This is a genomic window from Nonomuraea sp. NPDC003560 (genome assembly GCF_042878785.1).
GTDB lineage: Bacteria > Actinomycetota > Actinomycetes > Streptosporangiales > Streptosporangiaceae > Nonomuraea.
In genome coordinates this window covers 1-17709 of record NZ_JBIAOF010000029.1, presented here as the reverse complement: position 1 = coordinate 17709, position 17709 = coordinate 1, and the positions used below count along the sequence as shown (strand labels likewise).

The following is a 17709-nucleotide window of genomic DNA, read 5'->3' as shown; positions in this document are numbered from 1 at the left end:
GCGGGATCCCGCACGCGAACTCCACCACCTCCAGCCCGCGCGCCACCTCCCCCAACGCGTCCGCATGCACCTTGCCGTGCTCGGCCGAGATCAACGCGGCCAGCTCGTCACGATGGGCGTACATCAGCTCACGGAACCGGAACAGCACCTGCGCCCGCTTGACGAGCGAGGCGTCGCGCCAGGCGGGGAAGGCCGCGACCGCCGCGGCGACCGCGGCGTCGACGTCGGCGGCCGAGGCCAGCCGCACGTGGCCGCTGACCTCCCCGGTCGCCGGGTTGAAGATCTCCGCCGTGCGGCTGTCGCCGTCGACCGGAGATCCGTTGATCCAGTGCTTGACCGACTTCACTGAGCTGCTGCCTCTGCGTTGATGACTTCGAGTGCGTTGACGATGATCCCCAGACCCTCGGCGGCCTCCTCCACCGTGAGGGTGAGGGGCGGGGCCATGCGGATGGCGGTGCCGTACAGGCCGCCCTTGCCGGCGAGCAGGCCCGCCTTCTTGGTCTCCTCCATGAAACGGACGGCCTGGGCGGGGCTCTCCAGCTCGACGGCGAACATCAGGCCCTTGCCGCGCACGTCCTTGACGATCGGCAGGCGCTGGGCCGCCTCCTTGAGGCCGCCGATGATGAGGTCGCCGGTCCGCGCCGCGTTGGCCTGGAGGTCGTGGTCGAGGACGTAGTCGAGGGTGGCGTTCGCGGCGGCCATGGAGATGGGGTTGCCGCCGAAGGTGGACAGGCCCACCGCGTGCGGGGCGTCCATCAGGTCGCCGCGGGCGACGATGCCGCCGACCGCGAAGCCGTTGCCCAGGCCCTTGGCGAACGTGATCATGTCGGGGGTCACGCCGTGGTTCTGGATGCCGAAGAACGCGCTGCCCGTACGGCCCCAGCCGGTCTGCACCTCGTCGGAGATGAGCAGGATGCCCTGCTCGTCCAGGACCTCCTTGTAGGCGGCGAACAGCCCGTCGGGGGCCATGGTGAAGCCGCCCACGCCCTGGATCGGCTCGGCGATCAGCGCCGCCACGTCGTTGGACACCGAGGTGGCCAGCACGTGGCGCAGGTCGTCCACGCACGCCTTGATGTAGTCGGCGTCGGACAGGCCCTTGAACTGGGTGAGGTGCCGGTCGGCGCCGTGCAGGAAGTGCACGTTGAGCGGGGAGAGCGAGTTGTTCTTCCACGCCCGGTTGGAGGTGACGCTGACCGCGCCGAAGCTGCGCCCGTGGTAGCTCTGCCGCATGGCGAGCACCTGGTCGGTCCTGCGGGCGTAGGTCGCGAGGAGGAGGGCGGTCTCGTTGGCCTCCGTCCCGGAGTTGGTGAAGAACACCTTGGCGTCGGGGATGCCGGAGAGCCGGGCGATCTTCTCGGCGAGCTCGACCTGGCCGCGCAGCAGGTAGACGGTGCTGGTGTGCACCACGCCCGTGGCGAGCTGGCGCTCGACGGCGTCCCGCACCTCGGGCACGTCGTACCCGATCATGTTGGTCAGGATCCCGGCGAAGAAGTCCAGGTAGCTCTTGCCGTCGGCGTCGATGACACGATTGCCCTTGCCGCTGACGATCTCGATGGGCTCGTTGTAGTTGAGGGCCAGCCAGTTCGGCATCACTGCCCGGTGGCGCGCGAGAAGCTCCGACATGCTACCGAGTATCCCGTTCCCCCGGGCTTCCTGGCAGCGGCAGACTGTCGGCGGGGGGTCAAATCCCCTTACAGACTGTAAGTCCTCCCCCTAGGGGATCCCCCGTGCGCCTACGGGCGTACGCGCCGGCTCCCCGGTACGCCGCCAGAGGCATCACGATTGACCACTCGCGGGCGACGACCCGGCGGGCCTCGCTCGGCCACCATCGGACCATCGACGAACCGAGGAGACCGAGATGACCGTCACCATCGACCTGCGCCCCGGGCGCCCCGAGGCGCCCGCCGGGCCGCCCAAGCTCGACCGCGACCAGCTCCGCCGCGCCCAGCAGGACACCCTGGACACCCCGCGGATGGACTACAGCCTGCTGGCCCGGATGATGTTCAAGCCCGTCGACCTCATGTACGGCAGGAAGGGCTCCTACACGAAGTTCGCCATGCTGGAGATCATCGCGCGGGTGCCGTACCAGGCGTGGGAGCGGATGGGCTACTGGGCCGTCCACCGGCACGCCGGACGGTCGGCCCTGGCCAGGAGGGTCTTCGAGCGCATCGTCGAGGCCCGCGCCGACCAGGACAACGAGCAGTGGCACCTGCTGATCATGCAGGACCTGGTGCAGCGCGCCGGGCAGCGGCAGAACTGGCTGCTGCACAAGGCGGCGCCGTGGCTGATCGCGTTCTTCTACTACCACGTGTCCTGGGTGCTGTTCGTGGTCCGGCCGGACTGGAGCTACCGGCTCAACGCCGAGTTCGAGGACCACGCCGAGCACGAGTACATGACGTTCGTGGCCGAGAACCCCGACCTGGACTTCGTGCCCGACCCCGGCACGTACGCCGACGAGTACGGCCGCTACCGCTCGGTGGCCGACCTGCTCCGGCAGATCGGCCACGACGAGCGCACGCACAAGCTCGACAGCCTGGAGAGCATGCGTGAGCCCCGCGTCCGCTAGACCTTGGCCGGTTCGGGAGCCGCGACGGGCGCGGCCGGGCGCAGCACGGCCAGCGCGAGCAGCGCGGCGGCGACGCTGAACCCGGCCCCGACCCACGAGCCGAAGTGCACGGCCACGGTGAAGGCCCGGTCGGCGACCTCGCCGAGCCCGACCTGTTCGGCGACCCCGATCGACTCGCGGGCCGCCGCGGGCGCGCCGAGCGGCATCTCCGCGGTGTAGACGCCGGCCAGCACGCTGCCGAGCACGGCGATGCTCATGGCCAGGCCCACCTGCTGCACGGTGTCGTTGAGCGCGGAGCCGACGCCCGCGTGCTCCAGCGGGATGGCCCCCATCAGCGAGGCGTAGGCGGAGGGACCGGCCAGGCCGGCTCCCGCGCCCATCAGCACCAGCCCGCCCATCAGCGGCAGGTAGCCGGTGGTGAGCGCCATCACGACGAACCCGACGGCCATGATCAGCAGCCCGGCCGAGATCAGCACCCGGTTGGACACCTTCTTGCCCAGCGCCGCGCCGACGCCGTTGAACACGACGGCCGCCACCGCCTGGGGCAGCATGGCCAGGCCCGCCTGGAGCTCGCCGTAGCCCAGCACGAACTGCAGGTACTGGGTCAGCATGAGCATCACGGCGCCCGCGCCGAACGACATCAGCAGGATCGAGAAGGACGCGCCGCTGAAGTTGCGGTTGCGGAACAGCTGCAACGGCAACATCGGGTGATCGGCCCGCCGCTCCCAGACGACGAACGCGGCCAGCGCGACCACGGCCACCGCGATGAGGGCGACGTTCCACTCGCGTTCGATGATCACGTAGACGGCCGAGGTCAGGCCGACGATCGAGAGCACCACGCCCACCGGGTCGATCCGCCGCCCGGTGCTGCGGGTCTCGGGCATCAGCACGAACGCGGCCACGATGGCCAGCGCGGCGATCGGGATGTTGAGCAGGAAGACCGAGCCCCACCAGTAGTGCTCCAGCAGGAAGCCGCCCAGCGTCGGGCCGGCGATCACGCCGAGCATCGCCACGCTTCCCCAGATGGCCATGGCCTTGCGCCGCTCGTCCTCCTCGAAGACGGTCATGAGGATGGACAGCGTCGAGGGCATCAGGATCGAGCCGCCGACCCCCATCAGGGCCCGCGCGCCGATCACCTGCCAGGGCTCGGCGGCCAGCACGGCCAGCAGCGACGCGCCGCCGAAGAAGGCCAGGCCGATGACGAGGAAGCGGCGGCGGCCGTACCGGTCGGACAGGCTTCCCGCGGTCAGCAGCAGGCCGGCGAAGACCAGCACGTAGGCGTCGAGGATCCACTGGATGTCGGACGGCGTCGCGCCCAGTTCCTCGATCAGGGACGGGATCGCCAGGTTCAGCACGGTTCCGTCCACCGTGAGGACCAGCAGCGAGAGGCAGAGCACGACAAGGACCCACCAGCGACGGGGGTCTCGTACAGCGTTCGAGGTCACTCGCACAGCGTACGACAACTCTCGCACAGTGTGCGAGAGCATTTATCCTGGAAGCATGACCGGCAAGCAGTTCACCTCTGTCTGGTTCCGCGAGCCCCGCAAGGCCGCCGCCCCGGGCCGCAGCCGCGAGGAGATCGTCCGGGCCGCGCTGGAGCTGCTCGACCAGGAGGGGATGGCCGGGCTGAGCATGCGCAAGCTCGGCGCGAAGCTGGGCGCCGGCGCCACCAGCCTCTACTGGTACGTCGCCAACAAGGACGAACTGCTCGAACTGGCCTACGACCAGGTCTGGGCCGAGATGACCGTCCCCGACGCCGAGGAGGTGGGCTGGCGCGACGCCGCCTCCGCCATGGCGTACGGCATGCGCGCGGTCATGCTGCGGCACCCGTGGTCGGCCGACCTCCTCGGCCGGGTGCCCGCGCTCGGCCCGCACGCCCTGTCGGCCTCCGACCGGATGCGCAGGATCTTCAGGGCGGCCGGCTTCCACGGCCTCGACGTCGACTACGCCGTGGCCGCCGTCACCGCCTTCGTCTACGGCATGACCCTGCCCGAGATCGCCTGGGACGCCACCGCGAAGGACTCCGACTACGACGCCGAGGAGATGCGCGGCATGGTCGCCAAGGCCGCGGCCGACTTCCCCGACATGCTGGAGAGCCTGGCCATGGGGGCGTACCAGGATCCGCAGGTGCTCCGGGCCACGGCGTTCGACTTCGGGCTCGTGTCGGTGCTCGACGGCCTTGAGCGGCGGCTGGCGACGTAGCAGGATCCGGGGCATGAGCGATTTCCGCGCCGCCCGCGATCTTCTCCTGAGCGCCGACTACCCCACGGCCCGACGCGACTTCCGCTGGCCGCGGGCCGAGCGGTTCAACTGGGCGCTCGACTGGTTCGACGGGGTGCTGGCCGCCGAGACCCCGCAGGCCGCGGCCCTGACCATCGTGAACCCCGGCAGCCGGGTCTCCCACACCTTCGCCGAGTTGTCGGCCCGCTCCAACCAGGTCGCCAACTGGCTGCACGAGCAGGGCGTGCGCCGGGGCGACCGCGTCCTGCTCATGCTGGGCAACCAGAGCGAGCTGTGGGAGTCCCTGCTGGCGGCCATGAAGCTCGGGGCGGTGGTCATCCCAGCCACGACCCTGCTGACGGCCAAGGACATCGGCGAACGCCTCGACCGCGGCCAGGTCGCCCACGTGATCGCCAACGCCGCCGACGCGGGCAAGTTCGGCGCCGGCGAGTTCACCAGGATCGCGGTGGGCGACGCGTACGGGTGGCTGCCGTACCACGAGGCGTACGACGCCCACGAACGGTTCACCCCCGACGCCCCCACCCTGGCCGGCGACCCCCTGCTGCTCTACTTCACCTCCGGCACGACCTCCCGCCCCAAGCTGGTCGAGCACACCCACGCCTCCTACCCGGCCGGCCACCTGTCCACGATGTTCTGGATCGGCCTGCGCCCCGGCGACGTGCACCTCAACGTCTCCTCCCCCGGCTGGGCCAAGCACGCCTGGAGCAACGTGTTCGCCCCCTGGAACGCCGGGGCGACCGTGCTCATCCACAACTACGAGCGCTTCGCCGCCCGCGCGCTGCTGGAGGTGCTGCGCGACGAGCGGGTCACCACGTTCTGCGCGCCCCCGACCGTGTGGCGGATGCTCATCCAGGAGGACCTGGCGGCCTGGAAGCTGCCGTTGCGCACGGCCGTGGCCGCGGGCGAGCCGCTCAACCCCGAGATCATCGACCAGGTCGCCAAGGCGTGGGGCATCACCATCCGCGACGGCTACGGCCAGACCGAGACCACCGCCCAGATCGGCAACGTACCGGACGAGCCGGTCAAGCCCGGATCGATGGGACGCCCGCTGCCCGGCTACGACATCGTGCTCATCGACCCCGTCACCGGCGAGCCCGGCGACGACGGCGAGATCTGCCTGCCGCTCGACCCCCGCCCCCTGGGCCTGATGGCCGGGTACGTCGGCGGCTCCGCCGAGGCCATGCGCGACGGTTTCTACCACACCGGCGACGTCGCCACCCGCGACCAGGACGGCTACATCACCTACGTCGGCCGGACCGACGACGTCTTCAAGGCCTCCGACTACCGCATCTCGCCGTTCGAGCTGGAGAGCGTGCTGCTGGAGCATCCCGCGGTGGCCGAGGCCGCCGTCGTGCCCGCGCCCGACCCGGTGCGCCTGGCGGTGCCGAAGGCGTACGTGATGCTGGCCCCCGGGTTCGAGGCCGGCGCCGACACCGCGCGGTCGATCTTCGAGCACTGCCGCCGGGAGCTGGCGCCGTACAAGCGGGTGCGCCGGCTGGAGTTCGCCGAGCTGCCCAAGACGATCTCGGGCAAGATCCGGCGGGTGGAGTTGCGGGTGCGCGAACCCCGAGGCGAGTACCGCGAGGAGGAGTTCAATCTGTGACAGTGTGTATATGGCTGTATGACCGTTCTTACAGGTTGATCGGCTAGGCTCGCCCCGTGCTGCCCACCATTGCCGACGTCCTCGCCCTGGAGACCGTGCGCCGGGGCGGCCCGCGCGTGGTCGCGGGCGCCGACCGGCTCGACACCAAGGTGCGGTGGGTGCACGTCGGCGAGATCGCCGACATCGCCCATCTGCTGCGCGGCGGCGAGCTGGTGCTCACCACGGGCGTCGCGCTGCCCGACGACCCGGAGAAGCTCGCCGACTACGTGGGCGAGCTCGCCTCCGTGGGCGCCTCCGGGCTGATCGTGGAGCTCGGCCGCAGGTTCCTGCGCGAGCTGCCGCGGGCGGTGGTCAAGTCCGCCGAGGAGCACGGTCTGCCGGTCATCGTGCTGGCCCGCGAGACGCCGTTCGTGCAGATCACCGAGTCCGTGCACGCCCGGATCATCGACATCCAGCTTGAGGAGCTGCGCGCCTCCGAGCAGTTGCACGAGGTGTTCACCGAGCTGTCGGTCGAGGGCGCCTCGCCCGCCGAGGTGCTCACCCAGGTCGCCCGGCTGTCCGGCCGCCCGGTGCTGCTGGAGAACCTCGCCCACCAGGTGCTGGCCTGCGAGTCCGCGGGCCGCGACGCCGGCGCGCTGCTGGCCGGCTGGGAGACCAGGTCGCGCGGGGTGGCCCCGGCCGAGCGCACGGCCTACGACCCCGCCTCCGGCTGGCTGGTCACCACCGTCGGCGCGCGCGGCCAGGACTGGGGCCGGCTGATCCTCATCTGCGAGACGCCGCCGACCCCGCGCGAGATGGTGCTGGCCGAACGCGCCGCCACCACCCTCGCCCTCGGCCGCCTGCTCGAACGCCACCAGGAGTCCCTGGAACGCCAGGCCCACGGCACGATCATCACCGGCATCCTGACCCACGCCTACGCCGACCCCGACGAGGCCGCCGCCCGCGCCCGCGCGGTCGGCGTGCCGCTGACCGGGCGCAAGCTGATCAGCGTCGTCATCAGGCCGACCGAGCCCGTCGACCAGGCGCTCGACGGCCAGGCACAGCTCGGCGAGCTGGCCGAGGCCACCGCCGCCGCCTGCCGTGACGCCCGCCTGCCCGCCCTGGTGGGCGCGCTCGACCAGGAGCGGGTCGGCGTCCTGCTGCCGCTTCCGCCGCGTACCGGCGCCGAGCCCGCGCTGACCGCGCTCGCCGAGCGGCTGCGCATGCTGTGGCGGCCCGGCTCGGCGTTCGTGCTGGCCGCGGGGTCGGTGGTGGAGTCCATCCGGGACGTACGGCGCAGCTTCCTCGAAGCCGAGCAGGTCGCCGACGTGGCCGTGCGCCAGCCGGACGGCCGCGCCTTCTACCGCCTGCCCGACCTGCGCCTGCGCGGCCTGCTCCACCTGCTGCGCGACGACGCGCGGCTGCAGACGTTCGCCGAGCGCGAGCTGGGCCCGCTGCTGGCGCACGACGCCCAGCGCGGCGGCGACCTCACCCGGATCCTGCGCACCTATCTCGACGCGGGCCGCAACAAGGCCGTGGCCGCCCAGAAGGCCCACCTGTCCAGGCCCGCCTTCTACGACCGCCTGCGCCGCCTCGAACGCATCCTCGACACCGACCTCGACGACGTCGAGTCATGCCTGTCACTGCACGTCGCGCTGCTGGCGCTGGAGTCGTTCCGCAGGGAGAACCGTTGAGAGCTCGTGAGCACGGCATCGTCATCGGCACCGGCGTCCCCGGTCCGCTGAACGCGATCACCGACGTGCCCGGCGTGCTCGTCGGCCACGCCACGCTGACCGAGGGCACCGCCCGTACGGGGGTCACCGTCGTCCGCCCCGGCCCCGGCCCGGCCTACGACTCCCCCGTCTACGCCGGCTACCACTGGCTCAACGGCAACGGCGAGATGACCGGCCTGCCCTACCTGGACGACTTCGGCCTGCTGCACTCGCCGATCGGGCTGACCAACACCTTCTCCGTCGGCGTGGTGCGCGACGCGCTGGTCTCCCTGGAGATCGGCGGCCGGGGCGGGAGCGCGTGGTCGCTGCCGGTGGTCGCCGAGACCTGGGACGGCCGGCTCAACGACATCGACGCCCGGCACGTCCGCCAGGAGCACGTCGAACGGGCCTACCACGGCGCCTCGGCGGGCCCGGTGCCCGAGGGCTCGGTCGGCGGCGGCACCGGCATGATCTGCCACGGCTTCAAGGGCGGCATCGGCACCGCGTCCCGCGTGACCGGCGACTACACGGTCGGCGTGCTCGTGCAGGCCAACCACGGCAGCCGCGACCGGCTCACCGTCAACGGCCGCCCGATCGTCATGGACGACGTGCCCCGCCCCGGCGGCCCCGAGGGCGCGGGATCGATCATCGCCGTGGTCGCCACGGACGCGCCGCTCCTCCCTCACCAGTGCCGCAAGCTCGCCCAGCGCGCCGGGCTCGGCGTGGCCAGGACGGGCGGCGCCGGCGAGAGCAGCAGCGGCGACGGCTTCGTCTGCTTCGCCACCGGCAACCGCGGCCTGCCCTCCAACGCCCTCGACGACAAGGGCTCCGGCGTGTTCGAGGTGCGCGTGCTGGCCGACGCCCGTCTCGACCCGCTCTTCCACGCCGCGATCGAGGCCACGGAGGAGGCCATCGTCAACGCGCTGGTCGCCGCCGATACGATGACCGGCGCGAACGGCTTCACCGCCTACGCACTCGACGGCGCCCGCCTCGCCGACCTGGTGAAATGAGCAACATGTCTGACGTCCTGATGCCCGACCTCGAAGACCTCGGCCGCATGATCGCGACCGCCGGCGCGTTCGCCGTGCCCGTGCACGACGTGCGGCTGACCCCCGACGAGCTCGACCCCGAGCAGATCGTCGCCGGCGACCCGGCCACGTCGTCGCTGGAGCTCGGCGACGGCCGGGGCATCTGGGAGATCACCCCGGGTGTCGTCACCGACGTCGAGACCGACGAGATCTTCGTGGTGCTGTCCGGCCGCGCCACGATCGCCGTCGAGGGCGGCACCACCATCGAGGTCGGCCCCGGCGACGTGTGCCTGCTGGCCGAGGGCGCGCGCACGACGTGGATCGTGCACGAGACGCTGCGCAAGGTGTACCAGTCCAAGCAGTCCAAGCAGTCCGCGCAGTCCGAGTAGTCCGGGCAGCCGGGGCAGTCCGGGCGAGCCCGCTAGAACCCCATCGCCGCGCGCACCTCCGCCAGCGTGCGGACCGCCCGCTCCCGGGCCCGCTCGTTGCCCTGCGCCAGCACCTGACGGACGTCGGCCTCGGTGTGCTCGCGCCGCCGCCGCCTGATCGGGCGCAGGAACTCGTTGACCGCCTCGGTGGTCAGCGCCTTGAGCGCGGCGGCCCCGCCGTCGCCGATCTCGTCGGCGATCTCCCGGGGCGGGCGGCCGAGGCAGAGCCCGGCCAGCGTGAGCAGGTTCGCCACGCCGGGCCGGTGCGCCTCGTCGAAGGTGATCAGGCGGTCGGAGTCGGTGCGGGCCTTGCGGATGAGGGCCGCGGTCTCGTCCTCGGTGGCCGCCAGGGCGATGGCGTTGCCGCGGCTCTTGCTCATCTTGCCGCCGTCCAGGCCCATGAGCAGCGGACGCTCGCCCAACATGGCCTCGGGCAGCGGGAACACCTCGCCGTAGCGCTCGTTGAAGCGCCGCGCGACCAGCCGCGCCACCTCCACGTGCGGAAGCTGGTCGCGGCCCACGGGAACCAGCGTGCCCTTGCAGAACAGGATGTCGGCGGCCTGGTGCACCGGATAGGTGAACAGCAGGCCGCTCACCGCGCGCCGGGCGCTGTGCGCGATCTCGTCCTTCACCGTCGGGTTGCGGCTCAGCTCCGCCACCGACACCAGGCTCAGGAACGGCAGCAGGAGCTGGTTCAGCTCCGGGATCGCGCTGTGCTGGAAGATCGTGACCTTGCCCGGGTCGAGGCCGACGGCCAGGTAGTCGAGGAGCACCTCGGTGATGTTGCGCTGGATCTCGCCGGGCAGGTCGCGGTCGGTGATCACCTGGTAGTCGGCGATCAGCACGTACGTCCGGTAACGATCCTGCAGCTCCACCCGGTTGGCGAGGGTGCCGAAATAGTGGCCCAGATGCAGGCGTCCGGTCGGACGGTCGCCGGTCAGGACGACGTCGTTCACGATGGGTCTCTCCTTCAGGTGTGCCGCCGCCTGAGGGGAGCCCGCACGCACGGAAAAGGGCCGCCACCAGGACGGCCCAGCATGGGGAATCAGCGGCCGTCTGCCGGCCGCCACCACATGCTGATACGGGTCATAGCTCAATGTTATCTGGGCTGGGTGTCAATCTCGTAACCTCTTGAGCAGTTTGGCGCGTTCGGCTGACTCCGGGACCTTGATCTCGTCAGGATGGTTCGGTCCCTTTTCCGCCCTCTGGAGAGTTCATGTCTCGACGCACCCTCGCCGGCGGCCTGGCCATAGCCGCCACGATCACCGTCACCACGCTGCCCGCCTCGGCGGCGCAGCTCGCGGTGAAGTTCCCGTCGGCCAGTTTCCCGCTGGGCGCCCGGCCTGCCGCCACCAAGACGCTGACCGCCGTGACGCAGGGCATCGACCTGTACGACGTGAAGGCGGGCAGCTCCACCGACGGCTACACGGTGACCGTGCTCATGCCGAGCGGCCGCGACTACGGCGCGCTCGAGACCGCCCAGGCCAAGGTCGCCGAGGTCGAGGCGGCCGGGGAGGCGCCGAGCCTGCAGAAGGTGATCCGGCCGAGCGTGGCCGACGCGCCCTCCCAGACCGTCTACATGGTCCGCGTGGGCCTGTGGTCCTTCAAGGACAAGGCGAAGGCCGACGAGACCGCCAAGGCGCTCAAGGAAGCCGGGCTGAAGGTGAAGGTCGACTACCTCGGCGACGACGGCCTCAAGACCACCGGCCCCTGGGACGCCAAGGTCGTCATGATCGACTCCCGGACGTTCCGCGGCTCGTACGCCGCCTCCCTCGGCGCCAGCGTCGCCGCGCGCGAGACGGTCTCCTCGATGGCCAAGGCGCGCAACGCGGTGGTCGGCGTCAACGGCGGCTTCTTCAACATCCACACCGCCAAGAACCTGCGCGGCGAGCCCGTCGGCGCCTCCGTGGTGGCCGGCCGGCTGCTCAGCGAGGCCGTGCCGGGCCGCTCCGCCGTGGTGCTCCAGGGCCGCAGCGTGCGCATCACCGAGCTGAAGACCGCCGTCACCGCCGTCTCCCAGGACGGTGACAAGCTGGTCGTCAACGGCGTCAACCGCGCCGCCGCCACGGACGAGGCCGTGCTCTACACCGAGGAGTACGGCGCCAAGACCCCCACCGGCGGCACCGACGTCGTCCTCGACGCCAACGGCAAGGCGGTCACCGTACGCGCGAGCGGCGCCGCCGTGGCCAAGGGCACCCGGGTGCTGCACGGCCAGGGCGGCGCCGCCGAATGGCTCGACGAGCACGCCTGGGAGGGCTGGACGGTCAAGATCGACACGAAGGTCACCGACCTGCGCACCCGCAAGGCCCTCAAGCTGACCCCCGACCTGAACGTCATCGCCGGCGGCGTCGGCCTGGTGCGCAACGGCCACGTGAAGATCACCGCCAAGCGCGACGGCCACGACTCCGTCAACATGATCCTGCGCCGCCACCCGCGCACCCTCCTCGGCGTTACCAGGAACGGCAGCCTCATCCTGGCCACCATCGACGGCCGCCAGCCCGGCGTGACCATCGGCGCCAACTTCCACGAGGCCGCCCAGTTCATGCGCTGGCTCGGCGCGGTCCAGGCCATCAACCTGGACGGCGGCGGCTCGACCGCGATGGTGGTGTCGAACAAGCTGGTCAACCGGCCATCGGACGGCGTGGAGCGCGGCGTCGGCGACGCCCTCCTCGTCCTTCCCCAGTAGCCGCCGGGGCGCGAGGGGCAGGCTCGCCCCCTCCGCCCCGGCTCCCCCTTCTCAAGCACCGCCCCACGGCAGCGGCCCGGCCCCGCCAGGCACCCCCAACCGCCTAAGCTCTCTCTCCGCCAGACACCCCCACCGCCTCGGCTCTCCCTCGCCTTGCCCCCACTGCCCCAGCTGTTCTCTCCGCCGGGCATCCCACGCCACCCCCGTTGGCGGGCGCGGGCCACGTCTCCCGGCCCGGGCTTCACGGGCGGGCGTGGGCCGTCCAGTGGGCGAGTTGTTCCCTGGTCGTCACCGTGGCCGGATGCCCGGCCCCCAGCACACGAGCCCGGACCGGCAGCAACGCCGCGCAGAGATCGCGAGCCCCCGCCGCGTCCCCCGCCATCCCCGTCCAGTACGCGAGGTTGGCCCTGGCGGTGAGCGTGTCCGGATGCTCGGCCCCCTGCACCCGCTCCCGTACCGGCACCAACGCCGCATACTGATCGCGCGCCGCGGCAGCCTCCCCCAACTCCCCCGTCCACCGCGCCAGCTCGTGCCGGATCGTCAACGTGTCCGGATGCTCGGGCCCGAGAATGCGCTCCCGGACGGGAAGCAGCGCCGCGTACAGGTCGCGGGCGGCCGCCGCGTCCCCCGCCTTCCCCGTCCACTGGGCCAGGCTGGCCCTGGCGGTGAGCGTGTCCGGATGCTCGGGCCCCTGCACCCGCTCCCGTATCGGCACCAACGCCGCATACTGATCCCGCGCCGCGGCAGCCTCCCCCAACTCCCCCGTCCACCGCGCCAACTCGTGCCGGACGGTCAACGTGTCCGGATGATGCGGTCCCGACACCCGCTCCCGTACCAGGAGCAACGCCGCGTACTGGTCACGGGCGGCCAGCGCGTCCCCCAGCTCGCCGGTCCACCGGGCCAGCTCGTGCCGGTTGATCAGCGTCGAGGGATGCTCGGGCCCCTGCACCCGCTCCCGCACCGGCAGCAGCGCCGCGTACTGGTCACGAGCCGCGGCCGCGTCCCCGGCCTGCCCGGTCCACTGGGCCAGGTTGGCCTGCGTGGTCAGGGTGTCCGGATGCTCGGGGCCCGACACCCACTGCCGGACGGGCAGCAGCGCCGCGTACTGGTCGCGGGCGGCCACCGGATCGCCGGCTCGTCCCGTCCACTGGGCCAGGTTGTGCCGGGTCGTCAGGGTGTGCGGGTGTTCGGGGCCGAGCACCCGTTCGTAGACGGGCAGCAGCTCCAGGTACTGGTCACGCGCCGCCGCCGGGTCGCCCGCCTCGCCCGTCCAGAGCGCCAGCTCGTGCCGGGCCGTCAGCGTGGCGACCTCCTCCGGGCCGAGCGCCGCCGCGAGCGCGTCGGCGATCTCCTGGAACAACGACTTCGCCGTACGGTAGTCGCCGCTGGCCCCCAGATACTGGGCCGTCTTGTCCATACCGGGCGAGGTCGGCCCGAGCACCGTCCGGATGTGCGGCAGCAGCCTGGCGTACCGCGCCCATCGCGCCTTCTGCGCCGGATTGTCGGGCAGCACGGCCTCCACCAGCACCGCCGCCACCTCCCGCCAACGGCGCTGCGCGCGCAGCGGAAGCTGGTCGAGCGTGACGGCCTGCACCAGCCGGTGCACCGTGACCGTCCCGTCCACGGGCGGACCGATCAGGCTGTGCCCCCGCAACGCGCTCAGCGCCGCATTGATCCTCAACGTGTCCCGCGGCAGCGCCCGCATCATCAGCAACACGCTCGGATGCACGTCCCGCAGCACGCGCGTGCGCGGCCCGGGGATCCGCCCGTAGGCCCGCCGCCGCTGCACGTCCGCCCGGAACAGCTCCCGCGGCGCCCACCGCGCCAGCGGCGAGAGCAGCAGATGGTACGGGATCGCCTCGTGCGCGTAGCAGGACAGCAGCCGCAGCAACGCGATGGCCTGCGGACTCGTCCTGGCCAGCCGCCGGAACGCGAACTGCCACGTGGTGGCCACCCGCTCGCGGTACCCCCACGCCTGCCCCTGCGCCAGCAACTCGGCACGCTGGTGATGCAGCAGATCCAGGTACTCCGACAGCTCCAGCCCCGTCTCCGACATGTAGGCCGCGGCCTGCTCCAGCGCCAGCGGCAGCGCGCCGAGCTCCGCCACCACGGCCGCCGCCGCGACGGTGTCGTCCTGCCCCGTGCTCGCCAGCATCAGCAGCGCCGCCGACTCCAGGTCGAGCACCGGCAGCTCCAGCCCGCGATCCCGCGGCCAGCTCCCGGACCGGCTCGTGATCAGCACGTGCCCCGGCCCCGCCGGCGGCAGCACGGCCCGCACCGCCTCGGCCTCCGGCACGTTGTCGAAGATCAGCAACCACGGTTCGGTACGCGCCGCCAGCGCGGCGTGCACCTGGTCGACCGGGTCCGCCGCGTCCGCGCCCAGCTCCCGTAAGCCCATGAGAGCCGCCAACCGGGCGAACGCCGCCGACAACACCGCAGGATCGGCCGCCGGCAACTGCCAGACGAGCTCGTAGTCGTGCTGATGGCGATAGGCGTACTCCAGCGCGAGACTGGTCTTGCCCACGCCGCCGAGCCCGTGCACGGCCACCACCGCCGGCCGCACCTCGCTGGCCAGCAGCCGCTCGCGCAGCTCCACCACGACCTCGTCCCGCCCGACGAGCTGCGGCGGCCGCGGCGCCAGCTGCACGGGCCGCGTCGCCACCCGGGGCCGCGACGGCAGATGCACGTCCCCGATGACCTCGACATGCCCCCCGGTCACCGCCGTGGACCTGTCCCCGGTCATGGCCAGCCCGGACTCCTGCCGCCCGACCACGATCGACCGCTGCCCCTCAGCCCTCTCGACCGCGCCACCAGCAGCACCACCGCCGGCCCCACCACGACCGCCACCTTCGCCAACTCCACCCGGCCCACCATCGCGCCCGTCACCGGGCCCATCCGCACCGGCACCCGTACCGACAGCACCCTGACCAGCCTCATCGGACCCCGAGCCATCAGAACCGGCACCAGCCCGCCCGGCCCCCTCGCTCTCCGGACCGCTCTCACCGCCGCCGGTGGGCGCCATGGCCGCCCGAAGCTGCGCCCACAACCCGACCCCGGCGATGAACAACCCCGCGACACCCACGAACATGCTGACGACGCTGGCCCGCTTGTCCAGCATCTCCAGCTGTAACGGCTCGGCGAAGAACCCCACGACCCCCGCGGCCACCAACCCGACGGAGATCGACGCGAACGTCCACGCCAGCAGCCGACGGCTCCGACGCGCTGACTGCCTGGAAGGGGGAGAAACGGTCACTCTAATAGAGTTACCCGATTACGCTCAGTATCCCAGCGAGATTATCGGGACCATGGACAACCCCTGACCTTGCCCAACCGCCATCCGGCGCACAACATCACCGATCACCGGCCCCAGACTCGTGCCGCCACTCAACCCCGACGACCCGGCACCAGCTTCCTTGCCACCCGACGACCCGGCATCAATTCCCCTTGCCACCCCGCCACCCCATCCGCTCCGGACCCGCCGGCTTCCCAACCGCTTCACCCAGCCGGACCGCGACCGAAACACCCAGCGGGCCCGCCGCGCGGCCGACCCTCCGGTGAATCTCAGCCTTGTGACCCCATCGGCGGCGGCTCGACAAGGTGATGAAGGATCCGCTGCCGCATCGACCGGCGTTCCAACGCCCGCCGCACCTCCTCCACCACGGCCGTCATCGCGTACGGGAGCTCGCCGTCCAGCTCGGCGACCGTCTGGTGGGTGGCACGCCACTCCGCCTCCAGGAACGGCACCAGCGACCGGCCGCGCTCGGTCAGATCGATCCGGCGGGTGCGCGCGTCGGGCCCCGGCTCCGAGGTGACGAGACCCTCCTTGCGCATGGCGGCGACGGTCTGGCTGATCGCGGAGTGCGAACGGTTCAGGGACTTCGCGAGCTCGCGAATGGTCAGCGGCCCGGTGTGGGCGAGCCGGATGAGCGGATAGGCGAACCGAGTGCGCACCCCGTCGAGGCCACGCTCCAGGTAGACCTGTTCGATCTCAGCGTCCATGGCTGCCAGGAGCTCGTGCAGGGAGCGCCAGGGGTCGGGTATAGCTGTGGGGTCCGAAGATGTCACAGTGCTAATATAACAGCGCTGGCATAAACGCCGGCCCGCATCCGGCTGCGCAGTTCGCGGCGTTCCCCCAACCTTCCAACGGCAGGAGCCCCCTTGTATCCCTCGATCGAGCCGTACGAGCACGGCATGCTCAATGTCGGCGACGGCAACCTCATCTACTGGGAGGTCTGCGGCAATCCCGCCGGCAAGCCCGCGGTCGTCGTGCACGGCGGGCCCGGGTCAGGCTGTTCGACCGGCTCCCGCCGCAGATTCGACCCGGACCGTTTCCGCATCGTCCTGTTCGACCAGCGCAACTGCGGCCGCAGCCACCCGCACGCCGCCGACCCGGCCACCGACCTGACCGCCAACACCACCCAGAACCTGATCGCCGACATGGAACTGCTGCGCGAGCACCTCGGCATCGACCAGTGGCTGCTGTACGGCGGTTCGTGGGGTTCGACGCTGATCCTGGCCTACGCCGAGACCCATCCCGAGCGGGTGTCGGAGATCGTCATCCCCGCGGTCACCATGACCCGACGCTCCGAGATCGACTGGCTCTACCGGGGCGTCGGCAGGTTCTTCCCGGAGGAGCAAGAACGGTTCGTGCAAGGCGTCCCCGACGCCGACAGCGACGGGGACGTGTTCAAGGTGCTGGCGGCGTACTCGCGGCTGCTGGCCGACCCCGACCCGAAGGTCCGCGAGAAGGCCGCCCACGACTGGGTCACCTGGGAGGACGCGGTGATCTCCCAGGAGACCAACGGCACACCCAACGCCTACAGCAACCGGCCGGACGACGCCATCATGGCCATGACCCGGATCTGCGCCCACTACTTCGCCAACGCCGCCTGGCTGGAGGAGGGCGTGCTCCTACGCAACGCACATCGGCTGGCCGGCATCCCCGGCGCTCTGATCCACGGCCGTCTGGACATGGGCAGCCCTCTCCAGACAGCCTGGGAGCTGACCAAGGTCTGGCCCGACGCCCACCTGCACGTGGTGACAGACTCCGGCCACACCGGCAGCGAATCCTTCAGCAAGATCCTGAACGAGGCCATCGAAACCTTCTCACCCCCCAAACAGAACTGACCCCTCGGCCCGCCATCACCTCATGGCCGGGGCGCGCTCACAACAATGGGTGTGGACGGGCGTTTCCGATAACAGACCGCAATACTCTGCTCATAGCACTGCACGTAAGGATCGACGACCGGCTCAGATGCCGGCCTGGCCCGAGACGCGCGCGCGAAACCGTCCCTGGATAACACCAAGCGGCCGGGCATCCTGAATTACTCCGGAAATGCAGAAAGGGCCCCGACCGAAGTCGGAGCCCTTTCCAAAGATTGTCCGGCGGTGACCTACTCTCCCACACCCTCCCGAGTGCAGTACCATCGGCGCAGAGAAGCTTAACTTCCGGGTTCGGAATGTAAC

Annotated in this window: 15 protein-coding genes and 1 rRNA gene; 8 read left to right on the top strand and 8 right to left on the bottom strand. The window is 71.3% G+C overall.

Translation table 11 applies throughout. From position 1 onward, the window contains the following. Together ACFYUV_RS51260 and ACFYUV_RS51255 are read right to left on the bottom strand one after the other, a co-directional pair. Positions 1–346, bottom strand: a 346-nt coding sequence (locus ACFYUV_RS51260) for an aldehyde dehydrogenase family protein (protein ID WP_387683403.1), incomplete at its 3' end; no start/stop codon positions are given. Beyond that, positions 343–1623, bottom strand: a complete 1281-nt coding sequence (locus tag ACFYUV_RS51255) for an aspartate aminotransferase family protein (RefSeq protein ID WP_387683401.1) — start codon at positions 1621–1623, stop codon at positions 343–345. The genes ACFYUV_RS51255 and ACFYUV_RS51260, both read right to left, overlap by 4 nt. A 235-nt stretch (positions 1624–1858) precedes the next feature. Between ACFYUV_RS51255 and ACFYUV_RS51250 the strand changes: the two genes are divergently transcribed. Beyond that, entirely contained in the window at positions 1859–2566 is a 708-nt protein-coding gene (locus tag ACFYUV_RS51250) for an alternative oxidase (RefSeq protein ID WP_364340483.1), read from the top strand. On the opposite strand, the gene ACFYUV_RS51245 is transcribed toward ACFYUV_RS51250, so the two are convergent. Next, positions 2563–4011 (bottom strand): MFS transporter, encoded by a 1449-nt coding sequence (locus ACFYUV_RS51245; RefSeq protein WP_387683398.1) that lies wholly within the window; start codon positions 4009–4011, stop codon positions 2563–2565. The genes ACFYUV_RS51250 and ACFYUV_RS51245 overlap by 4 nt on opposite strands. A 55-nt stretch (positions 4012–4066) precedes the next feature. On the opposite strand from ACFYUV_RS51245, the gene ACFYUV_RS51240 reads away from it, so the two are divergent. The 5 genes from ACFYUV_RS51240 to ACFYUV_RS51220 are packed head-to-tail and all read left to right on the top strand — an operon-like array spanning position 4067 to position 9518. Beyond that, the gene (locus ACFYUV_RS51240; protein ID WP_387683396.1) at positions 4067–4768 is read left to right on the top strand and encodes a TetR/AcrR family transcriptional regulator C-terminal domain-containing protein; all 702 of its coding nucleotides are present in this window, start codon (positions 4067–4069) and stop codon (positions 4766–4768) included. Positions 4769–4781: 13 nt separating this feature from the next. Then, entirely contained in the window at positions 4782–6410 is a 1629-nt protein-coding gene (locus ACFYUV_RS51235) for an AMP-binding protein (protein WP_387683394.1), read from the top strand. Positions 6411–6466: 56 nt separating this feature from the next. After that, positions 6467–8083, top strand: coding sequence for a PucR family transcriptional regulator ligand-binding domain-containing protein (locus ACFYUV_RS51230; protein WP_358303001.1), 1617 nt, complete (start codon positions 6467–6469; stop codon positions 8081–8083). Then, positions 8080–9111, top strand: a complete 1032-nt coding sequence (locus ACFYUV_RS51225; RefSeq protein WP_387683392.1) for a P1 family peptidase — start codon at positions 8080–8082, stop codon at positions 9109–9111. Before ACFYUV_RS51230 ends, ACFYUV_RS51225 begins: the two co-directional genes overlap by 4 nt. A gap of 5 nt (positions 9112–9116) precedes the next feature. Then, a complete protein-coding gene (locus tag ACFYUV_RS51220; RefSeq protein WP_387683390.1) occupies positions 9117–9518 on the top strand; it encodes a cupin domain-containing protein in 402 nt (133 codons plus the stop codon). A 32-nt stretch (positions 9519–9550) separates the two neighbouring features. Here the strand turns inward: ACFYUV_RS51220 and trpS are convergent, their stop codons facing one another. After that, entirely contained in the window at positions 9551–10513 is a 963-nt protein-coding gene (gene trpS, locus ACFYUV_RS51215; protein WP_352362936.1) for a tryptophan--tRNA ligase, read from the bottom strand. 260 nt (positions 10514–10773) lie between these two features. Between trpS and ACFYUV_RS51210 the strand changes: the two genes are divergently transcribed. Further along, positions 10774–12243, top strand: a complete 1470-nt coding sequence (locus ACFYUV_RS51210) for a phosphodiester glycosidase family protein (RefSeq protein ID WP_387683388.1) — start codon at positions 10774–10776, stop codon at positions 12241–12243. 241 nt (positions 12244–12484) lie between these two features. Here the strand turns inward: ACFYUV_RS51210 and fxsT are convergent, their stop codons facing one another. The 3 genes from fxsT to ACFYUV_RS51195 all read right to left on the bottom strand — a co-directional run bounded on the left by fxsT (position 12485) and on the right by ACFYUV_RS51195 (position 16242). Further along, on the bottom strand, positions 12485–14986 hold the full coding sequence (fxsT, locus tag ACFYUV_RS51205; RefSeq protein WP_387683386.1) for an FxSxx-COOH system tetratricopeptide repeat protein: 2502 nt from the start codon (positions 14984–14986) through the stop codon (positions 12485–12487). Next, entirely contained in the window at positions 14983–15180 is a 198-nt protein-coding gene (locus tag ACFYUV_RS51200) for a hypothetical protein (RefSeq protein ID WP_387683384.1), read from the bottom strand. Before ACFYUV_RS51200 ends, fxsT begins: the two co-directional genes overlap by 4 nt. A gap of 624 nt (positions 15181–15804) precedes the next feature. Next, a complete protein-coding gene (locus ACFYUV_RS51195) occupies positions 15805–16242 on the bottom strand; it encodes a MarR family winged helix-turn-helix transcriptional regulator (RefSeq protein WP_387683382.1) in 438 nt (145 codons plus the stop codon). A 159-nt stretch (positions 16243–16401) separates the two neighbouring features. Between ACFYUV_RS51195 and pip the strand changes: the two genes are divergently transcribed. After that, positions 16402–17370 (top strand): prolyl aminopeptidase, encoded by a 969-nt coding sequence (gene pip / locus ACFYUV_RS51190; protein ID WP_387683380.1) that lies wholly within the window; start codon positions 16402–16404, stop codon positions 17368–17370. Between the two features lie 253 nt (positions 17371–17623). Here pip and rrf read toward each other — a convergent pair. Beyond that, positions 17624–17709, bottom strand: a 5S ribosomal RNA gene (rrf, locus tag ACFYUV_RS51185); the annotation flags it as partial.